This is a genomic window from Candidatus Nitrosotenuis uzonensis, from assembly GCF_000723185.1.
GTDB classification, from domain to species: domain Archaea; phylum Thermoproteota; class Nitrososphaeria; order Nitrososphaerales; family Nitrosopumilaceae; genus Nitrosotenuis; species Nitrosotenuis uzonensis.
This window is the reverse complement of record NZ_CBTY010000011.1, coordinates 14,136-39,378: the sequence shown is the minus strand read 5'-3', so window position 1 is coordinate 39,378 and position 25,243 is coordinate 14,136. Positions and strand designations below refer to the sequence as shown.

Genomic DNA, 25,243 nt, shown 5'->3' with positions numbered 1-25,243 from the left:
AATTAGAGGAATAAACTATCCAAACCATGTCTGTAATTGCAAGATCACTGGCAAAGTCATATGACGGCGTGATCGCAGTGGATGGAATAGATCTTGACGTCCGATCCGGGAGCGTTTTTGGGTTTTTGGGTCCAAACGGCGCTGGCAAATCAACTACGATCAAGCTGCTCACAACATTGGTTCCTCCCACAAGCGGTAACATCGAGATTCTTGGGATAAATGCAGTCAAGCATCCGCTTGAAGTGCGCAAAAGAATCGGTGTTGTGCTGCAGCAGCCAAGCTACGAGCCAAACCTTTCTGTGGAAAAATCACTTGAAAAATATGGTATGATGTGGAATGTAGAAAGAAAAACACGCATTGACAGGACAGAAGAGCTAATAGATGTATTTGACCTAGGAGAGATACGAAAGCGCAAAAACGAGGATCTTTCAATAGGGCAAAGGCGCAGAGTCCAGGTAGCGCGCGAATTTATGCATGATATGGATTTGTTATTCTTGGATGAGCCCACAGTCGGACTTGATCCTAGCGCAAGAAGGAGACTGCTTGATTTTTTAAAAAACAAGGCAAAGACAGGACTGACGATATTTTACACTACACACGTGCTTACCGAGGCAGAATATCTATGCGATGAGATTGCCGTTTTAAACAGGGGCAGGATACTGGCTGTCGATACTCCAGAGCAACTAAAGAACACATTCGGGCAGCAGAAAACCATCAAAATACGCCTCTCTGAGAGGCACCATGAGCTGGCAGACCTCGTACATGGCATACCTGACTGCACTATCCGCTTTGACACGGGAACTGATATAATAATCCAATCCTCAAAGTCAGAGCTGGTACTATCGCAGATCTTGCAAATACTAATTGAGAACAACATTACAGTTGAAGATCTTTCCGCAATGCCGACTACGCTTGAAGAGATATTCCTAAAGATGGTAGATACACATGCATCCGACTCTTAGGCTAGTAAACAGGAACTTGACGATCTCGCTCAACCCTGGATTTCTTGTTTGGCAGGTGTTATTTCCCATTGTCTACATTTTCGTTGCCGGATTCGCATATACAGCACTGATAGACTCTGTATCGTTTGGCGGTGTTGTGCTAGACTATCCTGCATTTATCGCATCTGGCATGATAGGATTTAACATAATGAACAGCACGCTGGTATCTGGCATAATAATCTGGAACGACAGGCGACATGGCATGTTCGAGCAGATTCTGGTGGGGCCATTTACGCGCCGCAACTATATTCTGAGCAACGTGTATACGATAGGAATTGTCGGGCTTATCAGCGCAGCTCTTATCACTGCAATCGGGTTCCCACTATTTTTCACATCAGCCCAGTTCAACCTTCTTACAATACCGTTTCTGGTGTTTGCATCAATAGTTGGCTCGATACTGTTTGGCTCGATAGCATCGATAATCTCAACACGCCTTAGATCAAGCGAGGGATTCAACGTGATAATTAACACAGTATTCCTTTTCTTTGCGTTTGTCAGTACTGCATTTTATCCTGCTGAAGGTGCGCCAGAGCCGCTTGCGACCGGATTTTATCTTAATCCACTCACATATCTTGTTGATATAATACGCGCCGGAATATTTGGCCACTTTACGGAATTTGTCATGATGGAAATGGCAGTACTTGTTAGCGCCGCCGCAATTTTATTCATAGTTGCAATCAAGCTGTTGACCAGACTAGATTTGTAAGAACAAGTAGCCCGGCCCAGATTCGAACTGGGGTCAAGGGCTCCAAAGGCCCCTATGCTTGACCTCTACACTACCGGGCTTCCCGTTATCCACCTTCAAAAACTCCTATTATTGATATTTTCTATGGCGTGCGCGAACAGTTACTTTGATTTGATTATGCCGTTGAGCTTCTCTATAGGATCTTCCATGGACATTAGAGTGTTTTTTGCGCGTGCTCGCACTGTATCCTTATCTGAATGCAAAAGTCTTGCCACCAAATTTGTGATCTTGGCTGGGTCTGGCTGCAGATGCACAAGTTTTTTTCTGACAAGGTAGTTTAGCACCAGATTTGGTACTGCATTGTATGATATTGTATGTATCCCAAACAGCGCGGCCTCTGCAGTCATGGTGCCGCCAGAGCCTACGAAAACGTCGGTGTTCTGCAAAAGATCGCTTCCTATAGTTACTTTATCTAAAATCTTTATCTTACTTCCAAACTCTCTTTTTAGAACGCTGACTTGCTGTTTATATCTTGGAAGCACAACCACATCTTCATCTGTAAACTCGTTTGCAATTCTGTTTATGATATCAGATATTTTTTTGTAATCTGATTTTGCATACGCTGCCTGCTCCTCTTCTATTCTTATCAGAATGGCTTTCTTGCGCTTGCCACGATATCTGCTCTTCTTGGCGTTTCTTACAATGACGGCAGCATCGATTGCCTTGTACGGGATTATGTCCTTTTTGGCAATGCCAAATCTGACAAACTCTTCTTTTGGGATTATCCATGGTATGAGCAGTTTTTGCACAAGCGGCACAGATAGGCGCATTACGGCTTCGGCATGCGGAGAATCACAGAATGCAACATGCCTGATTCCAAGCCCGTAGGATATTCTTGATGCCTCAGGTGAGCAAAAGCTGATTGTTAGGTCGGGCCCAAAGCGCTGTATCCTTTCTGCAAGAGTGATCATGCGATTTAGACTGGCAGTAAGCTTTGTTGCCTTGTCTGCGCCGCCATGCCTTCCGACAAATTCCATTTTCATTCCCTTCAATCTTGCAAGTGCTACCACTTCGCGATAGTTTCTTGATGTGCAAAGAATCCTGTTGTTTTTCTGCAATCGTTTGATCATTGGTTCAAAAAACAAGACTTGTTTTGGTGTAAGAATGTCAAACCAGATCCTCAAGATAGGTGCACTGTGATACAATGATACAATAAGTTTTTCTTAGTCCTTATACTTAGCACCAATGAATTGGCATCAGATAGGGTTGTTGTTTATGGGTTGAGCACGGAAGGATATGCAATTGCCTGTCAGATGGCAATAAAAGGCAGCAACGTGTTCATAATCGACGAATCGTCGCAATCTGCAATATCTTTGAAGGCAGAGATCGCCAAGACGTATCCAAACGTCTCATCGCTAAAGGAGGATGAGCCGCTTCTGGCAATGGAGCCAATCGATGTGGCAATATCAAAATCGCAGTACCTGTTTTTTGCGCCACGCATAAGAAAGATTGGCCAGGAGACAAAGACGGAGGTACACTCTAAATTCAAAGATGCTACATCCTCATTGAAAAAAGGCAGTTCCGTGATTTACACACTTCCGACTGGAATCGGCGGAAATTCTGAGAACATCTCGCTTTTGGAGCACGTCACAGGACACGAGGTGGGAAAATCTATCAATTACTATTACTATCCTCTTGGAGGCGGAAACCAGCCACCAAAAGTTGTAGGCTCTTACAACGGCAAACAGGATGCCACACTTGCAAGCCTGCTGTCTACAGGAAAAAAAGAAATTTCATTTGTGGGGATCCCTTCTGCAGAACACTTTCATGCAATAAACGTGCTTTCCAGATTCTCCTCGCTTTGCAGCATAGTAGAAGTATGCAAGTTTGCCCAAGACGAAAACTCAAAGACCGACCTGCAGTCAGACGAGTTCCAAAACATATTCTTAGATGATATGGTAAACGGTCTGTACGATCTCCGCTCCCTTGGAACATCATTTGAAGGAGCCAACACGCTGATGTACATTATCAACGGAAGTCTGAAAGGAATTGACGGATACATAAAAAGACTTATCGACGAGATTAGGGCAACTCTGAAAAAAAACGATCTGAAGGCAAGCAGAACAAAGATTGCACTTTCATGGTCGCTTGACCAACACGAAATGCGTGGCGATAAAATCGAGATGCTGCAGAATCTGATAGTAAAATTGCGTGACTATATCGGTGACGTAGAAGCATACGGGGATCCGAATCTGGATCTGTTCCATAACGACAAAACTACCATACTTGTAATTTGCTCAAAATACGATTATGAGAATCTCAGAAAAAAGCAGGACAATGACCTCATAGTGATCAAGGCTAACCCCCTTTGCGAAATCTCGCACAAAGAATAAAACTAGAACTCTAAAAATTAATCTTGATTTGGAAGAGCCTGAGATAAAAAAAGAAGTGCCGGTTGAAGGGGGGGATGAACCGCCGACTTCGCAGGACGATGATATTCAACTGAATCAGAAAATAAGCGAGCTGGAACAGCAGCTTGCTACATGTCAGGACAAACTAAAGAGATCACTTGCTGATTTTCAGAACTTGGAAAAAAAGACCCGAGCTGACATAGAGAGCGGTATAAACGCCAAGCTCGATAAATTCTTGCTCAGCTTTTTGACCATCTACGATGATCTGGTACGTGCAAAAGAAATACTCAAGAAAGAAAACCCGAACGCTCAGGGACTTGATTCAATTCTCAAGAATACCGAGTCGCTGCTTGCAGAATATGAGGTGTTCCCGATCGACGCGCTGGGCGAAATATTTGATCCAAACTTGCATGAGGCAATAGCGGTAATTGAGGATGCCAATCTTGATGAGAACACAATAACAAAGGAAATCAGGAAAGGATATATTTCTCATAAAAAGACTTTAAGACCGACATTAGTGGAAATATCAAAAAAACCACAATCAAAATAATCTAAGTGATAAAAAATGGCAAAAATAATAGGAATTGATCTGGGAACAAGCAACTCTGCTGCGGCAGTGATGATGGGCGGCAAGCCTGCGCTCATCCCGGCAGCCGAGGGTACATCAATTGGCGGGAAGGCATTTCCATCAGTTGTAGCTTTCACAAAAGACGGCCAGCTGCTAGTAGGTGAGCCGGCAAGAAGGCAGGCTGTGACCAATCCAGATAACACCATAGTGGCAGCTAAAAGAAAGATGGGAACTGATTATACTTACAAAATCCAGGGCAAAGAGTACAAGCCGCAACAGATCTCAGCATTCATACTTCAAAAAATCAAAAAGGATGCAGAGGCGTTTCTTGGTGAAAAGGTGGACAAGGCAGTAATCACAGTACCTGCATACTTTGATGACAACCAAAGGCAGGCAACAAAAGATGCCGGAACAATTGCTGGCCTTGACGTGGTAAGAATAATCAACGAACCGACTGCAGCCTCACTTGCATTTGGCCTTGACAAGGCAGGTCAAGACATGAAAATTCTGGTGTTCGATCTTGGTGGTGGAACACTTGATGTCACAATAATGGAGATGGGAGGAGGAGTATTTGAGGTTCTCAGCACTTCTGGCGATACCCAGCTTGGTGGCACAGACATGGACAAAACTCTCATTGACTATGTCGTCAACGAATTCAGAAAGACCACGGGAATTGATCTTACCAAAGACAGCACTGCCATGACAAGAGTTAGGGAGGCAGCAGAGAAGGCAAAGATAGAGCTTTCAACTGTCATGGAAACTGATATCAACCTTCCATTCATATCATATGATCCTTCTTCGGGGCCAAAGAATCTTGAGATAAAGCTCACCCGTGCAAAGTTTGAAGAGCTAATACGACCGATAGTTGAAAGATGCAGAACATCAATTGACAACGCCCTACGAGATGCAAAACTTTCCGCATCCGATGTCTCAAAAATAGTTCTGGTGGGAGGCCCAACCAGAATCCCGCTTGTCAAAAAATTTGTCGGTGATGTAATTGGCAAGAATCCGGAATCCGGCGTAGACCCAATGGAAGCAGTTGCAATGGGAGCTGCAATCCAGGCCGGAATAATTGCTGGCGATGTGACAAGCGATATCGTATTACTTGATGTTACACCGCTTACTCTCGGCGTTGAGACGCTCGGGGGTCTGCGTGAGCCGATAATTGAGAGAAATACTACAATTCCGACATCGAAAACCAAGGTGTTCACTACTGCGGCAGATAACCAGACTGCGGTTACCATACATGTGGTGCAGGGCGAGAGGCCCATGGCAGCTGATAACGTATCACTTGGAAGCTTTAACCTTACTGGCATACCGCCAGCGCCAAGGGGCGTGCCACAAATCGAGGTAAAATTTGACATCGATGCAAACGGCATCCTGAACGTAACTGCAAAGGATCTTGGAACCAAAAAAGAGGCCAAGATCACAATACAGGCAGGCTCCAAGCTATCAAAGGATGAGATTGAGAAGCTCAGGCAGGATGCAGAAAAGTTTGCAGAGGAGGACAAGAAGAAAAAAGAGGCAGTAGATCTGAGAAACGAAGCAGAAAGCTTTGTCTACACTGCAGAAAAACTGATCACACAAGACCTCAAGGACAAGGTAACACAGGAACAAGGCATCAAGATATCAGAGGCGATCAAGGAAGTAAAAGAAGTGCTTGACAAAGAGCCAGATGTGCTAAAACAAAAACTGGATGCGCTCAAGACTCTGGTCAACCAGATTACAACTGAGCTTTACAAGAATATGCCGCCGCCAAACCAGGAGCAGCCTCAGGGCGGCCCAGAACAGGCTGGCCAGGCATCAGAGCAGGGCGGCCCATCAGAGCAAAAATCTCAGGGCTCTGGAGCAAGCTAATAATTTTATTGCTGATTATCCGCTAAAATGAGAAATGTCTGCAAAACGAGATTACTATGAGGTGCTAGGCGTCTCCAAGTCTGACTCTGCAGACACAATAAAGTCGCAGTATAGGAAACTGGCGCTCAAGTTTCATCCTGACAGAAACAAGTCGCCAGAAGCAGCAGAGCACTTTAAGGAAATATCCGAAGCGTACGCGGTTCTCTCGGATCCGGAAAAGCGCAAAGTATACGACCAATACGGACACGCAGGACTTGAAGGCCGCTATTCCACAGAAGATATCTTCCAGGGAGCAAGGGGCAATTTTGATGACATTTTCTCAAATTTCGGATTTGGAGGATTCGACTCTATTTTCGAGTCGCTGTTTGGCAGGTCGGGCGGATTTGGCGGCTATTCGCGCAGAAGAGGCGAAGATCTTCTGTACGAGGCTGATCTTACACTAGAGGATGTTTTCCATGGAAAGAGGCTCGATATTGAGCTGAAAAAAAACGTGGACTGTAATACCTGCAAGGGAACCGGCTGCGCACCAGGGACAAAAAAAGAAACATGTTCAGCATGCAGGGGTCAGGGTCAGATTCGCATAACGCGAAACATGGGATTTTCCACTTTCATGACCGTGCAACCATGCAGCAAGTGCAGGGGTCAGGGTCAGATAATTACAAAGCCCTGCTCTGAATGCAGAGGGACAGGAAAGGTAAAGGGTACAAAACATCTCTCATTTGAAGTTCCTGCAGGAATAGATAACGGCGATTACGTGATAAGCGGCGAGGGCGAGTCCGTTCAGGACGGCTCGAGCGGAGATCTGATCGTGCGCGTGAGGGTAAAACCACACCCTTTCTTCAAAAGAGACGGAGCTGACATCTTTTATGATGCAAAGATTACCATTGCAGATGCATGCCTTGGGGCAAACATAGAGGTACCCACTCTAGAAAAGCCGGAAAAAATCAAGGTCGAGGAGGGAACCCAGCCTAATGCCATAATCAAGCTAAAGGGCAAGGGCCTGCCCCATGTAGGATCGAGGGGAAGAGGTGATCAATATGTGCGCCTTGTGGTCGAGATTCCAACAAAGCTTGACAAGCACCAAAAGGAACTGCTCCAAAAACTGCGCGATTCTTTCAAATAAGTCATTTTGTAACCTTGCGTATCAAAAGCTGGTGTCCACTTCTGTAGTGCATGCCGTGGCTTGATTTTATCAGCTCTGCAATCCTGGCATCGGAAAAATACTTGACATTGTATTTTCCTAGAGTCTTTTTGCAGTTATTGCAGTATATCTCCTTGAACTCCAACCACCATGGTGTAAAAACTGGCTATTTTTCTGTTTTCAGGACAGGAAGCTAAAGAACTTATTTTGGCTCCAAAAAACCTTGATTGCGGGAGTCGCCAAGCCCGGTCAACGGCGTAAGGTTCAGGTCCTTATCTCCTAGGAGTTCGTGGGTTCAAATCCCACCTCCCGCACGTATCATAAAACAAATCGACTATTATGAACAACTTTAAACCATAGTGTATCATACTATTGTGCAATGGGCAAAATCATCAAAGTTGGTGGGCGAGGTACAACAAGAAGAACAGCAGACACTGAAGATGAAAACTGGTCTGGAGAAAAATTCAAGGAATACCAGAAACAGATGAAGGAAAAAGCAGGCGATGAATACGTAATATCCGGACGAGGAACCGGCAAACGCAAGCTAAAGGACACGCCAGAGACCACAAGACCATCAGCAAAGGGTCGATATGTATCCTCTGGAAGAGGAACTGGAAGAAGAAAACTAGAATAAGTTAGTTTCTTAACTATCTATTATTTCTCTAATTTTTATTGTCAATATCTTGTTGATTTTTTCGCCAGAGACCTTGCCCCTCAGCGATTTCATTGCCATACCCATCAGCATACCACTTGCGCGCTCTCCTTGAGACTTTATTGCATTTACATTCTCTGATACGATCTTGCCTATGAATTCCTCAAGCTCGGAATCATTCACATCATGCAGATATTTTTGGATGTACTCTTGTACTGTTTTTATTTTGCCTGACATTATGTATTCGTAAATTATCTCAAGTGATTCTTTTGCAATCTTTTGCTCAGAGAGCATCTGAAATGATTCTGCTATCTGCTCTGGCTTGAGTAGTGAAGCATCAAGACCCCTTCGCTCCAGATTTGTTATCGTAGAGCACAGAACCGATGCTACAAAATTGGGGTTGTTCTTCTTGTCTGCACATATGGACTCGAAAAGATCAAGATAATCGGAATCAAATATCTGCTCTGCGAGCTGCGCGTTAAGCTCATATTTTTTTTGCAGCATTGCTATTGTCTCGTCCCACGAGATCGGAGTGTTTGCCCTTGCAAACTCTAACTCTTCGTTGCTGGTAATGACAGGCGGTATGTCAGTCTCCGGGTACATCCTTGAGGATCCGGGCCGCGGCCTCAAGAACACAGTCTCACCTGTTGGAGTGGCAGCGCGCGTCTCTGCTGGAACTCCATTCTTTGCGTCTTTTATCCTGTTGATGATGGCATCGATTGCAAAGTCAATCTTCTCATTTGTTCCTGCAATTATCAGAAATCCGTCGTCTTTGCCAAGCTCTAGCTTTTCTCTGATTTTTTCCACATCGGCAGATTCTATTCCATAGTTTGGCAGCTCATCAGAATGAAAGATCCCTCCTATTCCAAAAAATCGTACCTGCTGGCCCAACTCTCGTCCAAGCCTTACCCCCTCATATGGCTCAAAGCCGAACATTCCTGCAAGGCCTCTTGTCCTGAGCGCCTTGATCGAAGCTCCTTCCTTGAGGGACTTTTGTATTATTTTGGATTTTGAGGTGGTAAAAAACTCGGAAAGATCAAAGACGTTGCCATCCTTTGATATCTTTTCAATGTCTACATGTGCGAGCTTTTCGGCAACAATCTGCAGTCCGTGCTGCCTTTTTGCCTCAAACATGATGACCTTTTCCAGCTGGTCAAGCTGCTGGACTCCCTTTACCTCCACAATGCCACCGCCTGCTACTGATACGTTGACATCCTGCCTGATGGAGCCTATACCCCTTGCCACGCGACGCGTAACCCGAAGGAGCCTGCCAAGTGTGAGGGCGATTTTTTTTATCTGCGCAGGCGTACCGCTGACAGGGGCAAGGGCGATCTCAACTAGCGGAATGCCTAGTCTGTCAAGTGCATACTCTCGTACATTCTCTGCATCGTTGAGCAGCTTTGCTGCATCTTCCTCAAGGCATATTGACTGCACGCTGACATTCTGTCCTTCCACATCCAGGTATCCTCCCTGGGATACAAGCATGGTTCTCTGGAACCCTGATGTGTTGGAGCCGTCGATGACTATCTTTCTCATTACATATGATTCGTTAAATATTGAGGAGTGAAGAGCTGATGCGATTATCAGGGCAGTTGCCTTTGCATCGCTATCAAGTGAGTGCGGCGGTTCATCATCATACTCGACAAGACAGCTGCTCTTGGGATTTGCATTATATTTTATGATCTTTGACTTTGATGACTCAAAGACAGCGGCAGGATCATACTTGCCAAGCTCGCTTTTTGCCAGCCTCAGCCTCCTTGTGAACTGTATTGGATATTCGTCCGTTTCAAGCTGAGGACACCTGCAGAACAGTTTTTTGTTTGTCGCAAGCTGCTGGTGTATTTCCAGTCCTACCAAGAGTCCTATTTTTTCTAGGTCTGCTGACACGTTGCTCATCTGGTCTGCTTGTCTTAAATCTCATTCTGTGAACTCGGAGGCAATCTTTCTTGTCATGATCTCTTTTATCGAGCCCTGTCCTGCAGCCCACATAGCCTTTACCAATGCCACCTCGGGAAGCATGTCGGCAAGAGGCACTATGCCAATATTAAGAAGGTCCCTGCCGCTCTCGTACACTGCCATATTCACCCTACCGTCTATGCACTGAGATGTCATGCCTACAAAGATCTCCTTTTGTCTTGCCTTCCTTACTATTTCGTACATTGACTTGCCTACATGTCCTAGGCCTGTTCCCTCAAAGATTATCGCCTTGCATCCTCGCTCTATGGTGTAGTCAAGATTTTGCGGCTCGTATCCTGGGTGGTACTTTACCAGCACAACCGATGTGTCTACTGTGATCTTTGGAGTATACTTGTTTTTGGCAAAATACGGGGATTTGAGGTTGCTGATAATATCGCTTTGCGTTACTATGAATGCAGGGGGGGCGCCGACTGTCTCAAATGCGTCCCTTCGACTCGTGTGGTTTTTGCGCACACGAGTTCCAAGGTGGCAGGCAACATCGTCATCAGAGAGGCTATTGTGCATGGCAACAAAGACGCCCGGAGTCCTCAGCTGTGCAATGAACCTAGCTGCCGCAATAAGATTCAGTGCGGCATCAGATGATGGCCTATCTGATGATCTCTGCGAGCCTACTAGTACTATGGGCTTTGGGAACCCTGCAAGCGAGAAGGAAAGAAAGGCTGCAGTATACTGCATGGTGTCTGTCCCGTGCGCTACTATGATTCCTGCATACTCGGAGTCTGCATACGAGTCAAGCTTGCAAGCAGTCTTTATCCAGTGTTCCGGAGTTATGTTCTCCGAATACTCTGAGAATAGTACCTCTGCATCGATGTTGGCAATGCTGGAAAGCTCCGGTACTGACGCGTTAAGCTCTTGCGCGGAAAGTGCGGGTGTAACACTGCCTGTTCTATAGTCTACCCTGCTTGCTATTGTTCCGCCAGTGGATAGCAGCAAAATCTTTGGCAGGGACGGGTCCTGCTGCGGTGAGCTCTGCTCTACCATAGCAGCTGGGGTGGATGAAACGAACTTGATTTTTTTTATCTTGTCAAGCTCAAGGCCGACGTTGTAGCCGCTTTTGAGTTTGACAACAATGTGCAAGTCATCACTATGCTCGTATCTAGGCATTATAGTTGCAATATGCTCAGAATCAGTCGTTATGGTGACTGTGTCACCCACACTGATGTTGTTCTCCTTTAGAAACTGTAGGGCGCGGCCATGGTAGCCTCTATACTCTGACATTTACACAAAAACAAGTTCGGTGTTGTTTAAAATTATCTGTGGGCCGATCATGTGGTGATCGGGCCTGAGATTATCTGTAGTATGGAACGGCTATCTTTTGGCCTATCTTGAGGTCCTTTTGCGCCCTTACCTTCTTTACTGCTTCCTCAAAATGCTTCATAGTCACCCTTGCGCTGCTAGATGACTTTTCAAGCTCTTCCTTTGTCGGGTGCTTGTCCAGGTATTCATGAATTACTATGGAAACTGCGGTGTTTGCAATCGCTGCAACATCAGCCCCGCTCATTCCGTCGGTCATATCAGATATCTTGTCCAAGTTGACATAGTCGATATCGCTCTTTTCAGTAACCGCAGGTATAGCTTTTGTCGTTATCTCTAGTATCTGCCTTCTGCTTTCCTTATCTGGAAGTGGGATCTGGATTATCTTATCAAACCTGCCTGGTCTGAGAAGCGCTGGGTCTATCATGTCGGCTCTGTTCGTTGCGGCCAGCACTATGACACCATGCAGATTTTCCATTCCGTCAAGCTCTGTGAGAAGCTGACTTACCACCCTTTCGGTGACGGCAGTCTCTGCTCCTGCGCCCCTGATGGGTGCAATAGAGTCTATCTCATCGAAGAATATCACACACGGTGATGCCTGTCTTGCACGCCTGAAGATCTCCCTTATTCCGCGCTCTGATTCTCCCACCCATTTTGATAGGAGCTCAGGTCCTCTAACTGAGACAAAGTTTGCCTCGCTCTCTGTTGCAACTGCCTTGGCAAGAAGAGTCTTTCCAACTCCGCTTGGGCCGTGCAAAAGAATTCCTCTGGGCATCCTATGTCCTAGCCTTGCGTACAATGCAGGATATTTCATGGGCCATTCAACTGCTTCCTGCAACTGCTGCTTTACTTCCTGCAGGCCGCCTATCTCGTTCCAGTGGACGTCGGGGTTCTCTATGAATACCTCGCGCATTCCAGACGGGGTGACCTCTATGAGGGCCTTTTGAAAGTCATCGTTGTTTACTATTAGCTTGTCAAGTGTTTCCGGCGGCAGCTTTTCATCTTCCATGTTGAGCTCTGGAAGTAATCTTCGAAGGCACTTCATTGCGGCCTCTTTGCACAGATACTCTAGATCAGCTCCGACGTAACCGTGGCTCACTGATGCAATCCTGTCGATATCGACATAGCCTGTGTCGTTCTCGTCTGTGACAAGAGGCATGTTTCTTGTGTGTATGTTCAGTATGTCCTTTCTACCCTTCTTGTCTGGTACCTTGATCTCAATTTCCCTGTCAAATCTGCCTGGCCTTCTTAGCGCAGGATCAATTGCGTTTGGCCTGTTAGTAGCTGCAATAACTATTACCTTGCCCCTTGCTTCAAGTCCGTCCATCAGTGAGAGCATTTGTGATACCACACGTCGCTCCACCTCTCCTGTTACCTCCTCTCTTTTTGGCGCAATCGAATCGATCTCATCTACAAAGATAATTGACGGGGCCTTTTCCCTTGCCTCCTTGAATATCTCCCTGAGGCGTGCCTCGCTCTCTCCGTAAAACTTTGACATTATCTCCGGTCCTGATATGCTGATAAAGTGTGCATTGCTCTCGTTTGCAACTGCCTTGGCAAGAAGCGTCTTGCCTGTACCTGGAGGACCATACAGTAGCACACCCTTGGGTGCCTCTACGCCGAGCTTTTCAAATATCTCTGGATGTCTGAGTGGAAGCTCTATCATCTCTCTTACTTTTTTTATCTCGTCTGTGAGTCCGCCTATGTCCTCGTATGTTACCTGAGGTACTCCCCTTAGGGTCTCGCCCTTTTCTGCTATGTGGAATACTGTCTTTTGTGTAACTAGTACTGCGTCCGCTGCTGGCGTGACACCGATTACCTGAAATGTGAGCCTGCCTCCAAAGTACGGCACCATGACATTATCTCCCTTTATGAGAGGAACGCTTTCAAGTGCATCAGCAAGATATCTCTCATCAATCGGCGGTATTGCCTCAAGAGGAGCTACCACTACCTTTTCTGCCGCCACTGCCTTGATCTTTCTTACTGATATGGTATCGCCTATTGCAATGCCTGCGTTGTTCCTTCCAAGTCCGTCGATCCTTATGATTCCCTTTCCTTCATCGGAGGGGTAAAGTGGGAGGCATTTTGCAACGGTTCTGCGCTTTCCCTTTATCTCAATTACATCGCCTGTTGATGCGTTTAGTGTATCCATGGAATCATAATCAATTCTGGCAACACCGCGGCCTACGTCCCGGGTGTATGCCTCTAAAACTTTGAGTGAAAGAACGTTTTGGCTCATATTCATACCAGTTCAGCGTATTTTTTATATTTTTGGAGGTATTTGTACACAAACAAAACAAAGCTTAAAATCTTAATGCAAAACCATCATCGAAATGGGTAAGCGACCGCTAGTCAGAAGACGTGGCCGTGGAGGCATGCAGTTCCGCGCAACAGTCACTGGAAAGCAGGCGCCTGCCAAATACCCGTACTTTGAGCTTTCAGAAGAGCACACCGGCACCGTGATCGACCTAGTTCACGAGAGGGGTCGCGACGCACCGCTGGCAAAAGTAAGGTTCGAGGACGGCTCTATCTCTAGAATTCCTGCAGTTTTGGGCACCAAGATAGGCTCTACCATAAAGTTTGGACTTAATGCAGGCATTGCAAACGGCAACGTCATCAGCATTCAGAACATTCCTGACGGGACTGTAGTGTGCAACATCGAAAAGCACTTTGGCGACGGTGGCTCCATTGCAAAGACGGCTGGAAGCTCGGCAACCGTGTTCTCGCACAATGTGGACGGCGTAATACTAAAGCTGCCGTCTGGAAGCTTTACCACCCTGAACCCAAAGAACAGGGCAATGATAGGCATTCTGGCTGGAGGGGGAACATCGGAAAGACCCTTCCTTAACGCAGGAAACAAGTGGCGACGCTACAGATCAAAGGGGCGCAAATACCCAATAGTGAGGGGTGTGGCACAGGCAGCTTATGTGCATCCGCACGGAGGAGGACGACACCAGCACATGGGAGGTGGCGGAACGGTATCAAGGAATGCACCGCCTGGAGCAAAGGTCGGCAGCATAGCTGCAAGAAAGACAGGACGCGCAAGAGTAAAGGAAAGAGCTTAATATCCAAATTTATTAACATCAAAAATTTAGTTTTTTCAAATGACAAAGCAACGCGTGCACGTATTCATTACCGGTAAGGTACAGGGCGTGTTTTTCCGCCAGGCAATGAAGGTGATGGCCACAAAGAACGGCGTGTTCGGCTGGGTCAAGAACCTAAAGGACGGCAGGGTGGAGGCGGTAATGGAAGGTGAGGATCTCAACGTCAGCCGCGTGGTGGAGTGGTGTCATGCAGGGCCGGCAAATGCTCGCGTAGAGGATGTGGAGATTAGGAACGAAAAATACAAGGAAGAGTTCTCAAAGTTTGAGGTCTTGTACTAGCGAATGTTTTGATGAGCCTCTCGTATCTGCGATTTTATCTCGTCCAGACTATCGAGCATAACGGTGATAGTTTTGAACGGTTCTTTTCGGTCTCTTTGAATCTTGATTATTATGGAATTTGCTCCAGGCTCCATGTCCACAAACCATCTGAAGGTAAGCGACTTGCCGAACACAATTCTGTGGGCACGCACATCTTCTACCGTGTTTGCAAGAGATAGGCAGAATGAGCGAAGCTCCTCAAATGCAGGGAGCACATGTGGATTTAGTTGCCTTTTAAAGTCTTCAAAGGTTCTCTTGGGGCCTGCGAACATGAGCATGATTCCAAATTGACTAATATATTCTTGAAAATATAGAGTGGTAGCAGCCCTGCTGGTTCCAGTCTAGATAGGTAACCCCATCTCAAGACACGCAAGATCCGCCACGTTGACGAAGAAGCGTGGGTACTTTGCCTTAGGATTGCTCCCTCCCGGACCTCATCCATTTCGGCAATTCGACCTTGGGCGTTGTCCCTTCGGACAATCTCAGGCCTGCATCCACCCGCTTCGGCGTGATTTCATTTCAGCGCATCAAGCGGGAATTATCCACCTAGAGATTTATCCAGCAGTTACTGACCTCTGCATAGAGCCGGTTTCAGAATGGGGCACGGCTAGCGCCCCGATCCTACCTGCTACCAGATGATAATACGGGACAAGGTTTTGTAAAGTCTTCGGCCTAGTCTTTCAGATCGATTAACATCTTGCACACGGAGCATATAGTTCCGGTACATTCGGTGCCACATTTGATACACTTTGTTCTTTCCTTATAGTTTGACTCTCTTACTATCTGGGACAGCTTTACCACGGAATTGTACATGCTATTTTTTATTCCACTATGGCTGCTCTCCAATTTGTTTAGGAACTCGCGGATTTCAGTTCTTATCCCCTCATTCATATGCGGGCATGGTTCTGACTGGAACGGTAAATTGTTTGTAAATGCGTAAAAGACTATCTCGGATTCGTAAATCTCGCAGAACGGCTTTATCTTGCGCAAGGAATTTGCAGAAGTATCAGGATCCATCCATCCTATCTTGTTTGTGTCTCCTGAGATGGTGTTTATGATAAATGTCTGGAGCGTATCATCAAGGTTGTGGCCTGTCGCAATCACATTGGCACCTATCTGTTTTGCCGCATGATCCATTGCCCTCCTTCGCAGTGTACCACAAATGGAACACGATGATGTTTTCTCATTTTCCCTTGACTTGAGCGATTCTTCAAGAGTAAGATCGAAAAGTTTCTTGTATTCATATACGCTGTGGCTGACTCCAAGATCTGAGCAGAACTTTTTTACTATTTCCAGCGCTTCCTCCCTGTATCCGGGTATTCCCTCATCTACTGTGATTGCATGAATTGCAAAGTTGTGATTCTCTGACATTCTGGATAATACATGTAATAATGCAAGCGAGTCTTTGCCTCCGGATACTGCAACGCAGACAAGCTCACCGTTTCCTATCATATTGTACTTTGAGATGGTCTTGGCAGTCTTTCTTAGGATGGAATTTGAAAAGCACTCAGAGCACAGGCTCTCGCCAGAATATTTTCTGGAATATGCTGCAGTGTTATCGCATCTGTTGCATTTCACGGCTTTGGTCTTACGGCCCCAAATTTATTATCTATGTTAGATTGTGAACCAGCCTGATTTCATATATGATAATGCAATATTGAGGCCAAACAAAAGGAAGGTAAACGCGTAGATTGCCCACATGGTCTTGTTTACAGTGGCATCTGAGAGCTTTTTGTCAATTATACTGTGGATGAATTTGCCCCCGTCCAGTATGGGTAGCGGGAGCATGTTGATAATTCCAATAAAAAATGAGATCATCCATAACCATAACAAGAACATGGAAAGCTCAGGACTGTTCCACTCGATAAAATTGTAAATCGGCTTGTATGAAAGTGAGTTGTCTCTGATTATTCCAATTAAACCCTTGGTTGGATCATCAGGTGAGGGCATCACTTCTATCTGGAAGTTCATTGAGGTTCCATCCCTCAGTGCAGTCACAGATGCAATATCGCCAGGGGCAAGCTTTACCTTTGTAAAATCAAACGGGGTTACTATGGGCACGCCGTTAATTGACGTGATGATATCGTTTGCAGCAAGTCCTGCCTTTTCCGCCCCGCTGTCTGGCATTATGGAAAGGACGGTAACTCCTTGTGGTATCTCGTAGAATGCACCTCTTATCGGATCAGGTACTATGATGGCAAAGAACGGGTTTGTAAGCAGTAAGGCACCAAGAGCTAGCGCAAATATGACATTTGATGTGGCACCTGCGCCAATCACTCGGAGCTTTGATATTTTTTTTGCCTTGTTGAATTCTTCATCGTCTGGTTCCACAAAACCAGCAAACATTGCAATAAAGATGGCAAATCCACCTGTCTTGATTCTTATTTTTTCAAGCGTTGCAACTATTCCGTGAGCCCCCTCGTGTATTACAAGCACTATTGGAATCGATAACAGAAAATACAAAATAGATGATGCCGATGTCAGCGTAACGCCAGGAATCAGCACGGTAAGCTCCGAGAACTCGGCAGGCCTGTCAAAGAATTTTGCAATGTTATCAATTAGGAACCAGAACGCAAACCCCATCATGATAAATCCAGCAACCACGCTCACATCGGCAAAGACTCGGATGCCGCGCCTTGTGCGGCCAAGCATCTTTGTGAGTGCAGTTTGCACCTGAGCATTCTTGTATGTGAGGCTGTACGGCTTTATGTCAAATCCGTGCTTTTCCAGCTTGAGTGCCTTTGCTACACCCAGTATTACTACCCATGCAATCAGCACGTAAATTATAGAATTCTGTGCCAGAAAATCTAAATCCAAATTAATTATGTTTCGTATTTATGGTCATTTATAAAAATGAAGCGAGGAATTGATCAGAGTGTGGGAACAAATCACCTTTGCCGAATTTGCGCAGTATCAAATCGGAAAACGACTCTCCTTCCATTTTCTGCGCTTTGAGGATTTTGTATGCCTCATCACTTAGCGAAATCGTTGTTGTACCCATTGTTATATAATGCATGTACAGCATTTAAAATTAAAACACCAAAAAGAACAAACACAGGCATATTTTTACAAGTATGATGAAACCTGCTGTCATCATCTCGACATACCCTGACAAAAAATCAGTCACCAGGGTGGCAAACAAAATGGTAAAGGAAAAGATTGCAGCTTGTGTTAATGTGACAAAGATCTCATCAATCTATTCATGGCAAGGAAAGATAGAGAACACCGATGAGTTTCTAGCAATATTCAAGACTAGTCAAAAAAACAAGGCAAGGTTGAAAAAGGAGATAAAAAACACGCATCCCTACAAGGTACCCGAGATTGCCGAAATTAATGTGATAGATATTAACAAGCCATATCTTGCTTGGCTTGGGAGCTCTACACTTTAGGATTCAACCGGGAACCTCAAAAGCGAGACCATGCCGCCAAGGCCTGATACCTGCATTCCTATATCCGTGGTGGAATCTAGCGCATATACAGTGACGCCCTTTGACTCCACCTCGTTGAGAAACTCAATTATCTGGGATTCGTCATGAGTTTGGATTATCTTCTCGGAAAATACAAGTGATTCTATTGCACCAAACTGGTTTGCCTTTTTTGTCTCCTCAAAGCCCATGGTGAACTTTTTGCTTTTGTGGTGAGCCTTTATCATTATGTCCTCAAGTATGGCAGCGACTTTTCCAAGCTTGGTCTGGCCAAGAATTTGTTGCATGGACTTGGATTTGATGAAAGTGTAGATTCCGTCCTCGCCACCCGAGTCGATTCCCTCTACAGTTTCAATTCTATGCTTTTTGGCAAGTGGGCTCTTTTGGATGTGATTGACAAATTGTTTTTTTGTCTCGCCTGGACCGAAAACTATGATGGCGTCATTTTCTTTTAGAACTGTCTGCAGGGCGCCAAGCACGACATCAAAGAACGGTTCTATGTTAAAGCTTGACTTGTAGCGTTTGCCGCTGGAGCCAGAATACAGATTCTGAATAATCTGCAGATGAGTGCCCTTTAGCTTGCCTATGCCGCAGTCTCCCTTGTCGATTGCCACAAGGACAAATCCTGCACCCTCGTCTCTTTTTTTTATCAGTCTCATATCAAGTGGGAGCCATTTTTTCTTTGTAACATTTAGCGAGTCTCCTATCTTTAACAAAAGGGAATGGTGTACTCCTTTTGAGACCTCTTCGCTTGATGACTCAACTATGATGCCTGCAATGCGCAGCCGATCAAAGACAGAGTCAAGTGCTATCTTTTCCACCTCTAATGCGATTCTTATCTTGATGCGCTCGCCCCTATCCGGTCGCGCAAAATCTTTTTCCTGCTTTATCACTCTGGTGGTATCTGCAGTAACTCTGTCGCCATTTTTTATGACTCGACGTAAGGTGAGAAGATCGTCAGTTTCCTCTATCAAAAATGAAATTGTAAACTCGTCTACGTTCTTTATGATCATCGAAAATCAGAATGCATTCTGATATTTATGCAGAATTGGCATTCTCAAGGCTCTTCTTTTTCAGATAGCTGTCAACCCATTCTGGAGTGATGACGCCGCCCTCTGCCAGATTTACAAGCGAGTTTGGTGATGCCTCTCCTGTGACCTTGCCGCCACGCCTTCGCAGCTGTCTCCACTTTAGGGTGGTGTTGCCGCTCTTTGAGTTGTAAATTATTCCAAGAACGTCCCTTGCGTTGACAAAAGTAATATCTCTGATTTTTTTTAGCGTTACCTTGTCAGCTGCCTCTACATATATTGAGCCAAGCGACTCTTCGCGCTCTGGAAAGACCTCTGCATCGTCGATATAGCTGCGCGGTATGTAAGAGCTACACGTACTGGCAATTATAAATCGCCTAAAGCTTTCAAGTGAGGCTGGAACGTCTATTGCAACCATTTCCTTCTGATATGGTTCTACCTTTTATCAAGCTTAGGGGAGTTTTCAAACGTACAGCTGGTAATGTTAAAAATCCCTTAATATCAATTGGAGAATAGGCGTTGATGACACTATCCCTTTGATATGATGAGATAGATCTTGAGTTCTGAGCCTACCTATAGATTGGACTGGATTTTGCATCTGATGCTCAATGTTTATTTTACAAACATGGATTTTCAAAATCATGAAGTCCATAACAGAATACCTGACATTTAACACAAAGACGCGAGTAGCATTTGTGAACCTGACGCTGCAGGTAAGGCAGGTTGTCAAAAAAAGCGGAATAAAGGAAGGACTGTGTCTTGTAAACGCGATGCACATCTCGGCAAGTGTCTTTATCAACGACAACGAGTTGGGTCTGCACAAAGACTATGCAAGGTGGCTTGAGAAGCTGGCGCCGCACGAGCCCATAGACCAGTACGAGCATAATAACACCGGCGAGGACAACGCGGATGCGCACCTAAAGAGGCAGATAATGGGACGCGAGGTTGTAGTTGCAATAACTGATGGTGAGCTTGACTTTGGTCCTTGGGAGCAGATCTTTTACGGCGAGTTTGACGGCATGAGGCCAAAAAGAGTTCTTGTCAAAGTAATCGGGGAATGATTAGCCGAAATCGACATCGCGCTTTTGCGAGAGGCCCTCGTTCTTTCTTGAGGCTTCCCTGAATTCCTCGTCGTGATTTTGCGGGCCGTGGTTGCACTTGATGCATCCTACCTTGAAACCGTTAGGATCCTTGACGTATGTGGTGCATCCGCAAAAACATGCCATGATATAGATGGCGAATACTGCGATATAATCTTAGGGATAAAATACAAATAATCTCATAGATTGACAACGAATTCACATCTAGCATGACGTGCTTCTAAATCCGACTATCTCTTCTGTTTTCTGCGGTTTATTTTGTCCAGTAGATCTTTTGCCGATATGACTTGCAGATAGCGGCTTGCTTTATCTAATGCCTTATCATTTGTTACAAAATACTGTGTATCCCTCGTTAATCCTGTAGCAATTATTATGGCATCCGGTAATCTAAGGCCAGTCTCAGAACGTATCTTTGCTGCTGTATCAGCTATCTTTGTGCTGAGATCTATTATTTCAAAGTTTTTATTAGAAATTAAATGAGCTAAAAACTCTTCTTTGCCCTTCACGTCTCCTTGAGAATAATACCCTGTACATAATTCTGCGATCGAAACAGTAGATATTATCCCATGCATCAAACCGTCTTCAATCATATCCAACAATTGTGAAGAATATGCTGAATGTAACTCGCTACTATTTTTAGCGTTCAGTATGATGTTTGTGTCGATAAGTAATGTTATTGCCATTCTCTACGTATTCTTTTTTGGAATTTCACACTCTGCGTCTTCCACGGTTTATGTCTGCGTAATATCTGGGAAAGCTTTTCGACTGGTGCTTTTTTTATCGTTGCCCGTCCAGCCTCAATAATGAAAATTATCTTATCGCCTTCCTTTAACTCCAATCTTTCCCTGATCTCCTTTGGAATCGTTATTTGGCCCTTGGTAGTAATGGAACCTACACTAATCTCTGACATTTCCTTACCTAATAGTAAGGAATGCATTACTAATAAACATTACAAGATTCCTGTCCGTAAATATTGCAATTTGAAACAATGTGGATTCTGACGGATATGTTATTTGTTGTTGTATGAACAACTTTAATTGGTGCAGCACGTGCCGCGCGGAATTGCATGTCCGTGTGGGCACTTTCTTGGATGCTGCAGCATTGTACACAGTGCATCGGTAAACTGTCTATTCATGTGGTGTTCGATTCCGCAGACCATCTCTTCGTCTATTTCCACCTTTAGCGCAGAATCCATAAGAACTTCAAGCAGTCTGCTGTTTCGCATCATGCTTGCGCCGACCTTCTCTCCTGCCTCAGTAAGGGATACTCCGGCCTTGGAATAGTTTACCAAATTTTGCTCGTTGAGCTTTTTTAGCATCTGAACAACGCTTGGCTGCCTTACATTGAGCATTTTTGCAATTGTGCTTATCTTTACGGGCTCGTTCTTTTCCTTGATGTGCCAGATTGCCTTTAGGTACATCTCCACGTGCTCTGCTTCCGCAGTCCCGACAAATAACACCTCGTCCCCAAAATTATCCATTATTCGACACCCTTTGCATCCTTTAACAAATATTCAAAGTATTCCTTTGCAAAGCCGGCAAGTCCTGCATGGTCGGCCCAAATGGCAACTGACTCTGCCTCAGAAGACTCTGAGCTTATCGGGCCTAGCAATATGACCACATATCGCTTGTCTGATATTATGCCGCCTCCAAAGAGGCCTTTTTTTACCTTCACGCTTGCCACGCGTGATATTGCCTTGAGTGAGTCTTTGTCCATCTGGTCTGACATTAGTATGGTGATTGTAACGCCCTTATCGTGCAGCTGCCTCAGCTTGGGTAAGGCCTGCTTTACTATGGTCTCATTTGCTTTTGGTATTGCTATTAAAACCTCGTTTCTGCAGTTCTCGACCATCTCAAGAATCTTGGAGGCAATGTTCATTATTCCTGATAATACCCAGATGTCCGGCCTTTCACTAACGCCGCTCTTCTCGTAGAGTGGAACCAGCTCTCGTAGTATGACATTCTCGTTTTCCTTAAAGTCGGCTGCGGCCTTTTGCTTTGTTGCCTCAAGCGCGGTAGCAGGGGATTTTGCAAAATATTTTGTGGGCCTTGAGTCGTCCGAGCCTATCCAACCCTTCTCCTCAAGGGAGCCCAATACCTCATATATCTTGGAATATGGCACGCCTGATTTCTGGCTTAGATCAGATGCTGTAAGCTCGCCTGCTTTCAGAAGCGACGAGTACGTCCTTATCTCATAGCTGGTAAGGCCGATTCTCTCAAGGGACTTGCGGGTGTTATCGGATATGCTCATGCCCGATCTAATCGGATTTTCTGTCTATTTAAATTGCTCAGGCGTCAAGCTACCAAATCCAACGGGGTACAGTGTGAAATACGTTATATAGCATATCGGAAGATTCCAGTTTAGCAATGTCGCTAATTCAGCTTTCAAGAAATTCGACTAAAATTCTTGGCAAGAAATCAACCATACGATTTACCCAGAGCATCTGCCCTGACTGCAACATGATACTTGATGCAGAGGTATTTGAGAGGGACGGACGCGTCTTTATGAGCAAGACATGCCCCACCCACGGCGAGTGCGAAGAGCTGTACTTTGGATCATACGATATGTACAAGAAATTCAGCACGTACTGGGCAGACGGAAAAGGCGCCCACGCACCAAACGTGATGATAGAAAAATGCTCCTGTCCTAACAACTGCGGCCTGTGCTCAAACCATTTATCACACAGCGGCCTTGCAAACATGATAGTTACCAACAGATGCGATCTTACATGCTGGTACTGCTTCTTTTACGTAAAGAAGGGTCTTGAGGGCGCGTACATGTACGAGCCGGAACTTGACCAGGTAAGAGCCATGATGAAGACGCTCAAGGCAGAAAGGCCGATTCCTGGCAACTCTATCCAGATTACCGGAGGCGAGCCGATGCTACGAGACGATATCACAGATGTTATCAAGATAATGAAGCAAGAGGGCGTTGATCATGTCCAGATGAACACAAACGGCATCAGACATGCCATGGACCCAGAGGCAGCGCGCGAGGTAAGGCTTGCAGGATGCAACAATTTGTACCTGTCATTTGACGGTGTCACTGCAAGGACAAACCCCAAGAACCACTGGGAGATTCCTTATGCGCTTGACTCTTGCAGAAAGACTGGCACTACCGTAGTTTTCGTTCCTACAGTAATCAAGTCAATCAACGACCATGAACTTGGCGGCATCATCAGATACGCGCAAAAGAACATGGATGTAGTACATGCAGTTAACTTCCAGCCGGTATCGCTTACCGGAAGGATGGGCAAGGCAGAGCGTGAAAAGTACAGAATCACCATACCTGATTGTATCCAGAGAATTGAGGAGCAGACTGGCGGAGAAGTAACAGTAGATGACTGGTTCCCAGTGCCAAGCTGCATGCCACTCACAAATGTAATTGAGGCATTTTCCAGCAAGCCAAAATACGAGCTGTCAATTCACTTTGCGTGTGGTGCAGGAACGTACGTATTCGAGGACGCAGAGACCAAAAAGTTCGTCCCGCTGACCAAGTTCTGCGACATACAGGGAATGCTTGAATTATTCGAGGATAAAGCTGAAGAGATACGCTCAGGCAAGAACAAGTACTTTACCATGCTAGAGGTGGTAAGAAAGCTTTCAAGCTTTGTTGATAAGAAAAAGCAGCCAGCGGGCCTTGATTTGGCAAAGATGTTCGGCAACATTCTGATGAAGAGATCCTTTGATGCTGTCGGCTCTTGGCACGTAAAGGGCCTGTTCTTGGGCATGATGCACTTCCAGGACAAGTATAACGAGGACCTTGAGAGGCTGCAAAGATGCGACATACACTATCTGACACCAGACTTGAGAATCATTCCGTTTTGCGCATTCAACGTCATTCCGGAATGGTACCGTGACAGAATCCAAAAGAAATACTCCATCACGGTCGAGGAATGGGAACAAAGAGAGGGCGTCAAACTAGAAGACGGTCTGTACCGAGGACTGATGAGAAGAGGAGCAGGCGATGAGCTTGCAGCCGGCTGCGCAAAAAGCCAGATGTTCCACCAGGCTTCACAGGCTGTAATGTAGCTACCAGCTTTCGATTTTTAATCCTGAAATCTTTTCAAAATGCTTTTTGTTACGTGTAACTAGTATCTGCTTGTTTGAAACGGCGATACTTGCAATAAGAAGGTCTGATTCTCCGATGGGACTTGACTTGTTCTCAAGGTTTCCGGCCGACTTTGCTGAGTTTCTATCAAATACCAGAATTATGAGTGCATCAAGTAATTTTTCAACTTTTGCAAGCTCACTTGCACGGTTTGCTCTATAAGCTCCTTTGTAGACCTCATAGGCGTTTATTGTCGTCGTGTGTATCGGTTCTTGTCTGTGATAAAGGTCTTCTAGCTTGGACTTGGCAGCAGGATCTCCTCTCAAATACGCAACCAAAAAATCCGTATCAAGACAAACCAATAATGCTCACAGCTTTACGTTGCGGGTCTTGAAATTTTTACGAAACTTTTTGCTTGCTACCTCAATATCATCTGCAAGATTAGGGGAATGCAACTCGTCCATCATTTCAAGCAATTTACGCGCACTGCCTGTGTTCTCAGCTAGCCGTAGTATGACATCGGTAAATGACTCGCCCTTTTTCTTCTTGGTTTTGAGGGCTTGGTACGCCTCTTCTTTTATTGTAAGTGACCTTGTAGGCATATAATATACAATACACGTACACGTATTTAAATTTGGAACAAATGCAAAATTCAGACATTCCACCTAGTAC

Annotated in this window: 30 protein-coding genes, 2 tRNA genes and 1 other RNA gene; 13 read left to right on the top strand and 20 right to left on the bottom strand. The window is 45.4% G+C overall.

The window, feature by feature from the left end:
• The first annotated feature begins 26 nt into the window (after window positions 1-26).
• Both NITUZ_RS08470 and NITUZ_RS08465 read left to right on the top strand, forming a co-directional pair.
• On the top strand, window positions 27-962 hold the full coding sequence (locus tag NITUZ_RS08470; protein ID WP_048197177.1) for an ABC transporter ATP-binding protein: 936 nt from the start codon (window positions 27-29) through the stop codon (window positions 960-962).
• The gene (locus NITUZ_RS08465; RefSeq protein ID WP_048197176.1) at window positions 946-1,707 is read left to right on the top strand and encodes an ABC transporter permease; all 762 of its coding nucleotides are present in this window, start codon (window positions 946-948) and stop codon (window positions 1,705-1,707) included. The genes NITUZ_RS08470 and NITUZ_RS08465 overlap by 17 nt, the downstream gene beginning before the upstream one ends.
• Window positions 1,708-1,714: 7 nt before the next feature.
• On the opposite strand, the gene NITUZ_RS08460 is transcribed toward NITUZ_RS08465, so the two are convergent.
• Together NITUZ_RS08460 and NITUZ_RS08455 are read right to left on the bottom strand one after the other, a co-directional pair.
• Window positions 1,715-1,787: transfer RNA gene (locus tag NITUZ_RS08460), tRNA-Gln, on the bottom strand.
• Between the two features lie 60 nt (window positions 1,788-1,847).
• A complete protein-coding gene (locus NITUZ_RS08455; RefSeq protein ID WP_048197175.1) occupies window positions 1,848-2,870 on the bottom strand; it encodes a DUF354 domain-containing protein in 1,023 nt (340 codons plus the stop codon).
• Window positions 2,871-2,936: 66 nt separating this feature from the next.
• Between NITUZ_RS08455 and NITUZ_RS08450 the strand changes: the two genes are divergently transcribed.
• From NITUZ_RS08450 to dnaJ, 4 genes are read left to right on the top strand one after another with little or no spacing between them, the layout of a single operon-like run.
• The gene (locus tag NITUZ_RS08450) at window positions 2,937-4,079 is read left to right on the top strand and encodes a hypothetical protein (protein ID WP_048197174.1); all 1,143 of its coding nucleotides are present in this window, start codon (window positions 2,937-2,939) and stop codon (window positions 4,077-4,079) included.
• Between the two features lie 28 nt (window positions 4,080-4,107).
• Window positions 4,108-4,647 carry a nucleotide exchange factor GrpE gene (locus NITUZ_RS08445; protein ID WP_244443853.1) on the top strand — a complete coding sequence of 180 codons (540 nt, stop codon included), beginning with the start codon at window positions 4,108-4,110 and terminating at the stop codon, window positions 4,645-4,647.
• Window positions 4,648-4,662: 15 nt separating this feature from the next.
• Complete coding sequence (dnaK, locus tag NITUZ_RS08440; RefSeq protein ID WP_048197172.1) at window positions 4,663-6,522, top strand: molecular chaperone DnaK; 1,860 nt, start codon at window positions 4,663-4,665, stop codon at window positions 6,520-6,522.
• Between the two features lie 34 nt (window positions 6,523-6,556).
• A complete protein-coding gene (dnaJ, locus tag NITUZ_RS08435) occupies window positions 6,557-7,645 on the top strand; it encodes a molecular chaperone DnaJ (protein ID WP_048197171.1) in 1,089 nt (362 codons plus the stop codon).
• Between the two features lies 1 nt (window position 7,646).
• Here the strand turns inward: dnaJ and NITUZ_RS10210 are convergent, their stop codons facing one another.
• The gene (locus tag NITUZ_RS10210) at window positions 7,647-7,808 is read right to left on the bottom strand and encodes a hypothetical protein (protein ID WP_177309491.1); all 162 of its coding nucleotides are present in this window, start codon (window positions 7,806-7,808) and stop codon (window positions 7,647-7,649) included.
• A gap of 84 nt (window positions 7,809-7,892) precedes the next feature.
• Between NITUZ_RS10210 and NITUZ_RS08430 the strand changes: the two genes are divergently transcribed.
• Both NITUZ_RS08430 and NITUZ_RS08425 read left to right on the top strand, forming a co-directional pair.
• Window positions 7,893-7,977, top strand: a tRNA-Leu gene (locus NITUZ_RS08430).
• A 65-nt stretch (window positions 7,978-8,042) separates the two neighbouring features.
• Window positions 8,043-8,297 carry a hypothetical protein gene (locus NITUZ_RS08425; RefSeq protein ID WP_048197170.1) on the top strand — a complete coding sequence of 85 codons (255 nt, stop codon included), beginning with the start codon at window positions 8,043-8,045 and terminating at the stop codon, window positions 8,295-8,297.
• Window positions 8,298-8,306: 9 nt separating this feature from the next.
• On the opposite strand, the gene gatE is transcribed toward NITUZ_RS08425, so the two are convergent.
• The 3 genes from gatE to NITUZ_RS08410 form a co-directional block, all read right to left on the bottom strand.
• Entirely contained in the window at window positions 8,307-10,211 is a 1,905-nt protein-coding gene (gene gatE / locus NITUZ_RS08420; RefSeq protein WP_048197169.1) for a Glu-tRNA(Gln) amidotransferase subunit GatE, read from the bottom strand.
• Window positions 10,212-10,232: 21 nt separating this feature from the next.
• Window positions 10,233-11,510 carry a Glu-tRNA(Gln) amidotransferase subunit GatD gene (gene gatD, locus NITUZ_RS08415; RefSeq protein ID WP_048197168.1) on the bottom strand — a complete coding sequence of 426 codons (1,278 nt, stop codon included), beginning with the start codon at window positions 11,508-11,510 and terminating at the stop codon, window positions 10,233-10,235.
• A 70-nt stretch (window positions 11,511-11,580) separates the two neighbouring features.
• Complete coding sequence (locus NITUZ_RS08410) at window positions 11,581-13,785, bottom strand: CDC48 family AAA ATPase (RefSeq protein ID WP_048197167.1); 2,205 nt, start codon at window positions 13,783-13,785, stop codon at window positions 11,581-11,583.
• 94 nt (window positions 13,786-13,879) lie between these two features.
• Here NITUZ_RS08410 and NITUZ_RS08405 point away from each other — a divergent pair, with 94 nt between their 5' ends.
• Window positions 13,880-14,611 (top strand): 50S ribosomal protein L2, encoded by a 732-nt coding sequence (locus NITUZ_RS08405; RefSeq protein ID WP_048197166.1) that lies wholly within the window; start codon window positions 13,880-13,882, stop codon window positions 14,609-14,611.
• 39 nt (window positions 14,612-14,650) lie between these two features.
• A complete protein-coding gene (locus NITUZ_RS08400; RefSeq protein ID WP_048197165.1) occupies window positions 14,651-14,929 on the top strand; it encodes an acylphosphatase in 279 nt (92 codons plus the stop codon).
• Here the strand turns inward: NITUZ_RS08400 and NITUZ_RS08395 are convergent.
• From NITUZ_RS08395 to NITUZ_RS09880, 5 genes are all read right to left on the bottom strand, one after another.
• Window positions 14,926-15,240 (bottom strand): hypothetical protein, encoded by a 315-nt coding sequence (locus NITUZ_RS08395; protein ID WP_244443852.1) that lies wholly within the window; start codon window positions 15,238-15,240, stop codon window positions 14,926-14,928. The two genes, NITUZ_RS08400 and NITUZ_RS08395, sit on opposite strands and share 4 nt — an antisense overlap.
• 47 nt (window positions 15,241-15,287) lie before the next feature.
• Window positions 15,288-15,599, bottom strand: an RNA gene (ffs, locus tag NITUZ_RS09885) — signal recognition particle sRNA.
• 41 nt (window positions 15,600-15,640) lie between these two features.
• Window positions 15,641-16,546, bottom strand: a complete 906-nt coding sequence (locus NITUZ_RS08390) for a TIGR00269 family protein (RefSeq protein WP_048197163.1) — start codon at window positions 16,544-16,546, stop codon at window positions 15,641-15,643.
• 36 nt (window positions 16,547-16,582) lie between these two features.
• A complete protein-coding gene (locus NITUZ_RS08385; protein ID WP_048197375.1) occupies window positions 16,583-17,740 on the bottom strand; it encodes a site-2 protease family protein in 1,158 nt (385 codons plus the stop codon).
• 73 nt (window positions 17,741-17,813) lie between these two features.
• The gene (locus NITUZ_RS09880; protein WP_081844930.1) at window positions 17,814-17,969 is read right to left on the bottom strand and encodes an antitoxin VapB family protein; all 156 of its coding nucleotides are present in this window, start codon (window positions 17,967-17,969) and stop codon (window positions 17,814-17,816) included.
• Window positions 17,970-18,045: 76 nt separating this feature from the next.
• On the opposite strand from NITUZ_RS09880, the gene cutA reads away from it, so the two are divergent.
• The gene (gene cutA / locus NITUZ_RS08380; protein WP_048197373.1) at window positions 18,046-18,357 is read left to right on the top strand and encodes a divalent-cation tolerance protein CutA; all 312 of its coding nucleotides are present in this window, start codon (window positions 18,046-18,048) and stop codon (window positions 18,355-18,357) included.
• On the opposite strand, the gene NITUZ_RS08375 is transcribed toward cutA, so the two are convergent.
• Window positions 18,354-19,406, bottom strand: coding sequence for a pelota family protein (locus NITUZ_RS08375; RefSeq protein WP_048197162.1), 1,053 nt, complete (start codon window positions 19,404-19,406; stop codon window positions 18,354-18,356). The genes cutA and NITUZ_RS08375 overlap by 4 nt on opposite strands.
• Before the next feature lie 25 nt (window positions 19,407-19,431).
• Window positions 19,432-19,839: a hypothetical protein gene (locus NITUZ_RS08370; RefSeq protein ID WP_048197161.1), complete on the bottom strand. Its 408-nt coding sequence runs from the start codon at window positions 19,837-19,839 to the stop codon at window positions 19,432-19,434.
• A gap of 223 nt (window positions 19,840-20,062) precedes the next feature.
• Here NITUZ_RS08370 and NITUZ_RS08365 point away from each other — a divergent pair, with 223 nt between their 5' ends.
• A complete protein-coding gene (locus NITUZ_RS08365; protein ID WP_048197160.1) occupies window positions 20,063-20,482 on the top strand; it encodes a secondary thiamine-phosphate synthase enzyme YjbQ in 420 nt (139 codons plus the stop codon).
• Here NITUZ_RS08365 and NITUZ_RS10205 read toward each other — a convergent pair whose 3' ends face one another.
• The 5 genes from NITUZ_RS10205 to NITUZ_RS08345 form a co-directional block, all read right to left on the bottom strand.
• Window positions 20,483-20,647, bottom strand: coding sequence for a hypothetical protein (locus NITUZ_RS10205; RefSeq protein WP_177309490.1), 165 nt, complete (start codon window positions 20,645-20,647; stop codon window positions 20,483-20,485). It lies immediately after the preceding gene.
• A 104-nt stretch (window positions 20,648-20,751) separates the two neighbouring features.
• Window positions 20,752-21,204, bottom strand: coding sequence for a type II toxin-antitoxin system VapC family toxin (locus NITUZ_RS08360; RefSeq protein WP_081844929.1), 453 nt, complete (start codon window positions 21,202-21,204; stop codon window positions 20,752-20,754).
• Entirely contained in the window at window positions 21,195-21,431 is a 237-nt protein-coding gene (locus NITUZ_RS08355; RefSeq protein ID WP_239654867.1) for an AbrB/MazE/SpoVT family DNA-binding domain-containing protein, read from the bottom strand. Before NITUZ_RS08355 ends, NITUZ_RS08360 begins: the two co-directional genes overlap by 10 nt.
• A 123-nt stretch (window positions 21,432-21,554) precedes the next feature.
• Complete coding sequence (locus NITUZ_RS08350; protein WP_048197158.1) at window positions 21,555-22,001, bottom strand: metal-dependent transcriptional regulator; 447 nt, start codon at window positions 21,999-22,001, stop codon at window positions 21,555-21,557.
• On the bottom strand, window positions 22,001-22,771 hold the full coding sequence (locus tag NITUZ_RS08345; RefSeq protein ID WP_048197157.1) for a TrmB family transcriptional regulator: 771 nt from the start codon (window positions 22,769-22,771) through the stop codon (window positions 22,001-22,003). Before NITUZ_RS08345 ends, NITUZ_RS08350 begins: the two co-directional genes overlap by 1 nt.
• A gap of 116 nt (window positions 22,772-22,887) precedes the next feature.
• Here NITUZ_RS08345 and tes point away from each other — a divergent pair, with 116 nt between their 5' ends.
• Complete coding sequence (tes, locus tag NITUZ_RS08340) at window positions 22,888-24,552, top strand: tetraether lipid synthase Tes (protein WP_177309489.1); 1,665 nt, start codon at window positions 22,888-22,890, stop codon at window positions 24,550-24,552.
• Here the strand turns inward: tes and NITUZ_RS08335 are convergent, their stop codons facing one another.
• Together NITUZ_RS08335 and NITUZ_RS08330 are read right to left on the bottom strand one after the other, a co-directional pair.
• Window positions 24,553-24,933, bottom strand: coding sequence for a type II toxin-antitoxin system VapC family toxin (locus tag NITUZ_RS08335; RefSeq protein WP_048197156.1), 381 nt, complete (start codon window positions 24,931-24,933; stop codon window positions 24,553-24,555).
• Between the two features lie 6 nt (window positions 24,934-24,939).
• Window positions 24,940-25,173, bottom strand: coding sequence for an antitoxin VapB family protein (locus NITUZ_RS08330; protein ID WP_048197155.1), 234 nt, complete (start codon window positions 25,171-25,173; stop codon window positions 24,940-24,942).
• Window positions 25,174-25,243 lie beyond the last annotated feature (70 nt).

Excerpts from the sequence above, each read along its gene's own strand:
- NITUZ_RS08470 (WP_048197177.1), top strand. The coding sequence starts at position 27 with ATGTCTGTAATTGCAAGATCACTGGCAAAGTCATATGACGGCGTGATC.
- NITUZ_RS10205 (WP_177309490.1), bottom strand. The coding sequence starts at position 20,647 with ATGGCATGTTTTTGCGGATGCACCACATACGTCAAGGATCCTAACGGT.
- NITUZ_RS08410 (WP_048197167.1), bottom strand. The coding sequence starts at position 13,785 with ATGAGCCAAAACGTTCTTTCACTCAAAGTTTTAGAGGCATACACCCGG.
- NITUZ_RS08370 (WP_048197161.1), bottom strand. The coding sequence starts at position 19,839 with ATGGTTGCAATAGACGTTCCAGCCTCACTTGAAAGCTTTAGGCGATTT.
- NITUZ_RS08395 (WP_244443852.1), bottom strand. The coding sequence starts at position 15,240 with ATGTTCGCAGGCCCCAAGAGAACCTTTGAAGACTTTAAAAGGCAACTA.
- NITUZ_RS08360 (WP_081844929.1), bottom strand. The coding sequence starts at position 21,204 with ATGGCAATAACATTACTTATCGACACAAACATCATACTGAACGCTAAA.
- NITUZ_RS08375 (WP_048197162.1), bottom strand. The coding sequence starts at position 19,406 with ATGATCATAAAGAACGTAGACGAGTTTACAATTTCATTTTTGATAGAG.
- tes (WP_177309489.1), top strand. The coding sequence starts at position 22,888 with ATGTCGCTAATTCAGCTTTCAAGAAATTCGACTAAAATTCTTGGCAAG.
- cutA (WP_048197373.1), top strand. The coding sequence starts at position 18,046 with ATGAAACCTGCTGTCATCATCTCGACATACCCTGACAAAAAATCAGTC.
- NITUZ_RS08400 (WP_048197165.1), top strand. The coding sequence starts at position 14,651 with ATGACAAAGCAACGCGTGCACGTATTCATTACCGGTAAGGTACAGGGC.
- dnaK (WP_048197172.1), top strand. The coding sequence starts at position 4,663 with ATGGCAAAAATAATAGGAATTGATCTGGGAACAAGCAACTCTGCTGCG.
- NITUZ_RS08330 (WP_048197155.1), bottom strand. The coding sequence starts at position 25,173 with ATGCCTACAAGGTCACTTACAATAAAAGAAGAGGCGTACCAAGCCCTC.
- NITUZ_RS08355 (WP_239654867.1), bottom strand. The coding sequence starts at position 21,431 with ATGTCAGAGATTAGTGTAGGTTCCATTACTACCAAGGGCCAAATAACG.
- NITUZ_RS08465 (WP_048197176.1), top strand. The coding sequence starts at position 946 with ATGCATCCGACTCTTAGGCTAGTAAACAGGAACTTGACGATCTCGCTC.
- NITUZ_RS08350 (WP_048197158.1), bottom strand. The coding sequence starts at position 22,001 with ATGGATAATTTTGGGGACGAGGTGTTATTTGTCGGGACTGCGGAAGCA.
- dnaJ (WP_048197171.1), top strand. The coding sequence starts at position 6,557 with ATGTCTGCAAAACGAGATTACTATGAGGTGCTAGGCGTCTCCAAGTCT.
- gatD (WP_048197168.1), bottom strand. The coding sequence starts at position 11,510 with ATGTCAGAGTATAGAGGCTACCATGGCCGCGCCCTACAGTTTCTAAAG.
- NITUZ_RS08425 (WP_048197170.1), top strand. The coding sequence starts at position 8,043 with ATGGGCAAAATCATCAAAGTTGGTGGGCGAGGTACAACAAGAAGAACA.
- NITUZ_RS09880 (WP_081844930.1), bottom strand. The coding sequence starts at position 17,969 with ATGGGTACAACAACGATTTCGCTAAGTGATGAGGCATACAAAATCCTC.
- gatE (WP_048197169.1), bottom strand. The coding sequence starts at position 10,211 with ATGAGCAACGTGTCAGCAGACCTAGAAAAAATAGGACTCTTGGTAGGA.
- NITUZ_RS08345 (WP_048197157.1), bottom strand. The coding sequence starts at position 22,771 with ATGAGCATATCCGATAACACCCGCAAGTCCCTTGAGAGAATCGGCCTT.
- NITUZ_RS08405 (WP_048197166.1), top strand. The coding sequence starts at position 13,880 with ATGGGTAAGCGACCGCTAGTCAGAAGACGTGGCCGTGGAGGCATGCAG.
- NITUZ_RS08365 (WP_048197160.1), top strand. The coding sequence starts at position 20,063 with ATGAAGTCCATAACAGAATACCTGACATTTAACACAAAGACGCGAGTA.